Source organism: Arthrobacter sp. Cr_A7, from assembly GCF_029222765.1.
Taxonomy (GTDB): Bacteria; Actinomycetota; Actinomycetes; order Actinomycetales; family Micrococcaceae; genus Arthrobacter.
In genome coordinates, this window is record NZ_JARHXQ010000206.1 from 1 (window position 1) to 6,703 (window position 6,703).

The following is a 6,703-nucleotide window of genomic DNA, read 5'->3' on the forward strand; positions in this document are numbered from 1 at the left end:
GCAGCAGGGCGATGGCCGTTCCCGTGTAGGTGAACAGGGCCACCTCGCCGAAGGATACGAACGGGCTCAGCGTGAACACGGCAAACAGGAGCGCCCAGACGCCGAAGTACAGCGCCCCGCGGGCTGCGAACAGGCGCCGGGCCACGGCAGCCGATGCCAGCAGCAGAGCGAGTTCAAGGAGCACCACCCAGCGGCCGCCGTCGTCATTGCCGTTCCGGCTGTACTGCAAGGCATAAATGAGCGGAAGAACTGCTTGGCTGCCCAGCGTGATCCACACAGCCGCCTGCTGGAAGGGGACGGTCTGCAGGCGGAAGCGCATCACCCAGCGCACGGCATGCTGCGCCACAAGGACCCCGGCGAAGGTCACTGACACCGCTGCGGGGGACGCCGTGACGTCGTAGCTGAAGACCACGGCCAGGGCGGCTGTGAGCACCCTTGCTGCCACGAAGTACCAGCCCTTACGCACCGGCTGAGGGGCGGCGGCCACCATCACAGCGGCAAAAAGAGCGAAGATGGCCAGCAGCAACTCCACGAGCGTCAGGTTGCCCGCGGACAGGAACATCAGGACAACGAACGACGCCGGAGCGAACCACGGTGCGCCCGCTTCCCGCCGCAACACATAGCCTGCACCTGCCGCGGAAACGGCGGCAACGGCCGGGACCATGAGGTTCTGCCAGCTTCCTTCACCCAGCGGGGCGAGGAAGGCGCATGCTGCCACCTGCAAAAGGATGACACAGCCGGCGTCGATGACCGCGCCCCGCGGCGCCCGGTGCAGCCGATAGGCTGCCAGGACCAGTGCCACCTGGAGCCCTAGCACCAACCCCAGGACGGCAGCCGGTTGAACATCCTCACCGCCCAGGACAGGAGCCCCTGCAGTCCGGGTCAGCTGCTCAAAAGCTGTGATGGCCAGTAGCGTTCCCGTTGCGCGGCCCATCCACCAGTAGCTCCAGCGGTGCAGGCGTGCAGGCAGCCGGAGCCCGGTTCCGGCGAGGTAAGCCAGAAACAGCAACAAGGCCGTGTTTCCGGCGCCCAGCGACACCCACTGGAAGGCGAACCCCACCATCACGGCCACGATCACCGGCGGCACCACTTCACCCACGCTGGCGCGCCAGCCACCGTCCTCCACAGGGCGAGGGACCAGCAGCAGGCCAACGGCACAGGCTGCCGCCACCTGCAGCAGGATGGAACCCCAGGTCAGCCAGCTGCCCGGTCCACCCTCAACAGACGCCAGAACAGCAACCGCTGCCACGCCCAGGCCGGAGTAGCCAATGAGTGTGGCCTGCGGCGCCAGCACCGAACGTCCGGCGCGCTGAAGTGCCGCGGAGAGGACTTGCTGCCCGGCCGCCCCGGCTACGAGGCTGAACCACACGGACTGGTCCTGCCCCCGCCCCTCCGTAAACGCTGCCACCACCGAGGGTACCGCCAGGGTAACCGCCACCCTGGCATTGAACATCGCCAGGGGCCGCAGTTCATCGCCCGCACGGAGTCCCCGGACCAGCCAGACGACCGACGCCAGGACCAGCATCGTGGCGAAAGCCCACTCCCCCAAGTTCGGAAGCACCAGCCCGGCCAGCGCCAAAACCGGGAACGGCAAAAACTGCGTAGCCGCTCCCAGCCTGGCACCCAACACGAAGCTGGTCAGCAGCAGAAGGAACAGAGGGAGCCATAGCGGGGCCGGCCCACCGCTTTCTGTTCGGGGAGCATACGCGGCCTCAAGAATGACGCTCCCAGCGAAGCCTGCCGTCACCACAAACTGGGTCCAAAAGGTCGCGAGGGCATCACGATGCCAGCGGCCCCGACTCAGCCAGGCGGCGCCGTCGGACGTCTTTGTCCGGCTGCCCAGGCGGGAGGCCTGGGCGGGCACAGGCGGGAACCAGGCGTCCAGCCGCTTTCCGTTGTAGGTGACGGCGATGGCTTGGACTGCAAGCGCTGCTCCTGCGGTGAACAGGGCATCAGCTGCGTACCCGGTCAGCTCCCAGGCGGCAATGGCGCCGGCCACCGTGAGGGCAGCCCTCGCAGCATAGAAATGGCGCACCCGGTACTGTGCAGCCGGCACAGCCGCGACAACACCAAAGTACGCACCGCACAGCGCCATGACCAGTGCGTACTCCCCCCGCGTCAGGAGCAGCGGGAAGAAGGTCACCACCACGGCCACCGTTGGAACCACAACCGGATGCAGGGTTGCCAGCGGCCTCGCGAACAAGGGCGGAAGCCAGCCCGGCTTCACCAGGGACAGCACCGTAAGGATCACGGCCATGCCAATGAGCGCAACGAAGTACCAGACCAGGGCCGCCCCCAGCACTGCAATTCCCGACCATGCCGTGGAGATGACGAAGGTTAAGGAGAGGTACGCCAATACCCGGCTCTCGAGCCGAAGGGCGGCCACGACGTAGGCAACGGTTCCGATGATGGACGTGGTCAGCCACGCAGCAGGCCCGTTGTGCCAGGCGAAGTTGTACAGCGCCAGGCCGATCACGGGAACCAGTGCGAGCCCGGTGCCGGCGAACGCGACGGCAGCAGGCTTCAACCGGGGCACCTTGCTTTGAAGGACGAACCCGGAGGCATAGAACAGGGAGGCGACAGCGCAGACCCCGGCGAAGCGGAGCGTCGGCGGGAGGCCGGTCCCTACAAACAACGCGGCGGCCGCCACGAGAAGCAGGCTGGCCACGTACAGGGTGACGTTGATGTTCTGCCGGTCACGGCGCTCACGGCGTGCCTGCCGTTCCGCCGGAGTTTCGGGCGGGCGGGCCGGTTTCTGTGGGGCTGGCTGTTGAATGAGTGGCCTAGGCCTCGGCACCGGCTGCCCCTGGACAATCCGGGGCGACACGGACCGGGACATAGTTGGCGGAGCGGCTTGCGCCACGGCAGCCGCCTGCGGGACAGCCGCTCTTTGCGGCTGGTCCTGGGCGACTTTTGCCATAGCATCCAACCAGCCCTGCAGATGGCCGGCCCGGTACCCGGCTTCGTATGATTCGTCCCGCATGCCAGGGCCCTTCCAGGGAGCAGCAGCGTGCCGCTGCTATTAATCCAATGAGTGGATTAACACTAGCAAAAGAAAACCCCGCTGCACATAGCAGCGGGGTTTTCCGTGGACTATGCGGGATTACATCCCGGGCATCCGTTTGATCAGCAAGGACTACTTGATGATCTTGGTAACGCGTCCTGAACCAACGGTGCGGCCGCCTTCGCGGATTGCGAAGCCGAGGCCCTCTTCCATAGCGATGGGCTGGATGAGCGCAACGGTCATCTCAGTGTTGTCGCCAGGCATAACCATTTCCGTGCCCTCGGGCAGGGTGATAACGCCGGTTACGTCCGTGGTGCGGAAGTAGAACTGCGGGCGGTAGTTGGAGTAGAACGGGTTGTGACGTCCGCCTTCGTCCTTGGACAGGATGTAGACGTTGGCCTCGAAGTCGGTGTGCGGGGTGATGGAACCCGGCTTGACGACAACCTGGCCACGCTCGACATCGTCGCGCTTCAGGCCACGGAGCAGCAGGCCACAGTTCTCGCCGGCCCATGCTTCGTCGAGCTGCTTGTGGAACATCTCGATACCGGTAACCGTGGTCTTCTGGACCGGGCGGATGCCAACGATCTCGACCTCGGAGTTGATGGCGAGGGTTCCACGCTCGGCGCGGCCCGTAACAACGGTGCCACGGCCGGTGATGGTGAAGACGTCTTCAATCGGCATCAGGAACGGCTTGTCGCGGTCACGTACGGGGTCCGGAACGGACTCGTCGACAGCTGCCATCAGGTCCTCAACGGACTTGACCCACTCGGGGTCGCCTTCCAGGGCCTTCAGGCCCGAAACGCGAACAACCGGAGCCTCATCGCCATCGAAGCCCTGCGAGCTGAGGAGCTCACGAACTTCCATTTCGACGAGGTCGAGGAGCTCTTCGTCGTCAACCATGTCGGACTTGTTCAGCGCGACCAGCAGGTAGGGAACACCAACCTGGCGGGCGAGCAGAACGTGCTCGCGGGTCTGAGCCATGGGGCCATCGGTAGCAGCAACCACGAGGATTGCGCCGTCCATCTGGGCAGCACCGGTGATCATGTTCTTGATGTAGTCAGCGTGACCGGGAGCGTCTACGTGTGCGTAGTGGCGCTTCTCGGTCTGGTACTCAACGTGGGAGATGTTGATGGTAATGCCGCGCTGACGCTCTTCGGGTGCAGAGTCGATCGACGCGAAGTCACGCTTCTCGTTGAGAGTCGGGTACTTGTCGTACAGCACCTTGGAAATGGCGGCCGTCAACGTCGTCTTACCGTGGTCAACGTGACCAATGGTGCCGATGTTAACGTGCGGCTTAGTCCGCTCGAACTTTGCCTTTGCCACAGGTTCCTCCTAGAACGTTTTCAAATGACATACCCTTCAGCCGCGCTTGTCGCGGCGGAAACTCAGGTAAGTCTACTTGGGGGGCTTTGGATTGGTGAAATTGCAGATTCAGGAACTAATACTAGTCCCTCGAGCCTGTTCGTGCAGATGGCCGGAAACCGCCTTGACCGTACCCGGCCACCTGCACCGGCTGTGCTTTCCGTTGCCGGCAAGCGCACCCGAGTTTGTTCGCTTCGAACGTCCGAAGGACTATTCGCCGCGGGTCTTCTGGATGATCTCGTCGGCAACTGCCTTCGGGACCTCGGCGTAGCTGTTGAACGTCATGGAGTACACAGCGCGGCCCTGGGTCTTGGAGCGCAGGTCACCGATGTAGCCGAACATGCCGGACAGCGGGACGTGCGCACGGATGACCTTGACGCCCTGTGCATCTTCCATGGACTGCATCTGGCCACGGCGGGAGTTGAGGTCACCGATAACTTCACCCATGTATTCCTCCGGGGTGCGGACCTCGACATCCATCAGCGGTTCGAGCAGAACAGGGTTCGCCTTGCGTGCAGCTTCCTTGAAAGCCATACGGCCGGCGATCTTGAACGCCATTTCCGAGGAGTCAACATCGTGGTACGCGCCGTCAACCAGCGTGGCCTTGATGCCCACAACCGGGTAACCGGCCAGGACGCCGTCGTTCAGTGCATCCTGGATACCAGCGTCAACAGACGGGATGTACTCGCGGGGAACGCGGCCACCGGTGACCTTGTTCTCGAACTCGTACAGCTCGCCCTCGGCAGTGTCCAGCGGTTCGATCGCGATCTGGATCTTTGCGAACTGACCCGAACCACCGGTCTGCTTCTTGTGCGTGTAGTCGTGGCGTTCCACGGCACGCTTGATGGTTTCGCGGTAGGCAACCTGCGGCTTACCAACGTTGGCTTCGACCTTGAATTCGCGGCGCATGCGGTCCACCAGGATGTCCAGGTGGAGCTCGCCCATGCCGGCGATGATGGTCTGGCCGGTGTCTTCGTTGAGGGACACCTGGAAGGTGGGGTCCTCAGCGGAGAGCTTCTGGATAGCCGTGGAGAGCTTCTCCTGGTCACCCTTGGTGTTCGGCTCGATGGCAACCGAGATTACGGGCTCCGGGAAGCTCATGGACTCGAGGACGATCTGGTTGGCGGAGTCGCACAGGGTGTCACCCGTGGTGGTGTCCTTCAGACCGATGGCTGCGTAGATGTGGCCGGCGGTAGCGCCCTCAACGGGCATTTCCTTGTTGGCGTGCATCTGGAACAGCTTGCCGATGCGCTCCTTCTTGCCCTTGGTGGAGTTGACCACCTGGGCGCCTGCTTCCACGTGACCGGAGTACACGCGGATGAAGGTGAGCTGGCCGAAGAAGGGGTGGGCCGCAATCTTGAATGCGAGGGCCGAGAACGGCTCTTCAGCGGAAGGCTTGCGGGTCAGTTCCTTCTCTTCGTCGCGGGGGTCGTGACCGACCATCGGCGGGACGTCGAGCGGGTTCGGCAGGTAGTCCACCACGGCGTCGAGCATGGGCTGAACGCCACGGTTCTTGAATGCAGAACCGCAGAAGATCGGGTAGAGCTCGGAGTTGATGGTCATCTTGCGGATGCCAGCCTTGAGCTCGTCGATCGAGATCTCTTCGCCCTCAAGGTACTTCTCCATGAGTTCTTCAGAGGACTCGGCAACGGTCTCAACGAGAGCTGCGCGGTACTCTTCAGCCTTTTCCTGGAGGTCAGCCGGGATCTCGCGGATCTCGTACTTGGCACCCATGGTCACGTCACCCTTGGCATCGCCAGGCCAGACGAGTGCGCGCATGTAGAGCAGGTCCACGACGCCGATGAAGTCGTTCTCGGCACCGATGGGCAGCTGCATAACCAGCGGCTTGGCACCGAGGCGGCTGATGATGGTGTCTACGGTGAAGTAGAAGTCAGCACCCAGCTTGTCCATCTTGTTGACGAAGCAGATACGCGGAACGTTGTACTTGTCAGCCTGGCGCCATACGGTCTCGGACTGCGGCTCAACGCCTTCCTTGCCATCGAAGACGGCAACGGCGCCGTCGAGGACGCGCAGGGAGCGCTCAACCTCAACGGTGAAGTCAACGTGGCCGGGGGTGTCGATGATGTTGATCTGGTTGTTTTCCCAGAAGCAGGTCACGGCGGCAGACGTGATGGTGATGCCGCGTTCCTTTTCCTGTTCCATCCAGTCAGTGGTCGAAGCGCCGTCGTGCGTTTCGCCGATCTTGTGGTTCACACCCGTGTAGAACAGGATGCGCTCGGTTGTGGTGGTCTTGCCGGCATCAATGTGGGCCATGATGCCGATGTTGCGGACCTTACTAAGGTCGGTAAGCACGTCCTGTGCCACGGGGTCTCCTTT

Annotated in this window: 3 protein-coding genes; all 3 read right to left on the reverse strand. The window is 63.3% G+C overall.

Going from position 1 to position 6,703, the window contains the following annotated elements:
* On the reverse strand, positions 1-2,983 hold a 2,983-nt coding region (locus P2Q66_RS12165), incomplete at its 3' end, for a hypothetical protein (RefSeq protein WP_275728374.1).
* A 153-nt stretch (positions 2,984-3,136) separates the two neighbouring features.
* Positions 3,137-4,327 carry an elongation factor Tu gene (tuf, locus tag P2Q66_RS12170; RefSeq protein WP_050054308.1) on the reverse strand — a complete coding sequence of 397 codons (1,191 nt, stop codon included), beginning with the start codon at positions 4,325-4,327 and terminating at the stop codon, positions 3,137-3,139.
* Between the two features lie 249 nt (positions 4,328-4,576).
* Entirely contained in the window at positions 4,577-6,691 is a 2,115-nt protein-coding gene (gene fusA / locus P2Q66_RS12175) for an elongation factor G (protein WP_079596669.1), read from the reverse strand.
* Between the last annotated feature and the right edge of the window lie 12 nt (positions 6,692-6,703).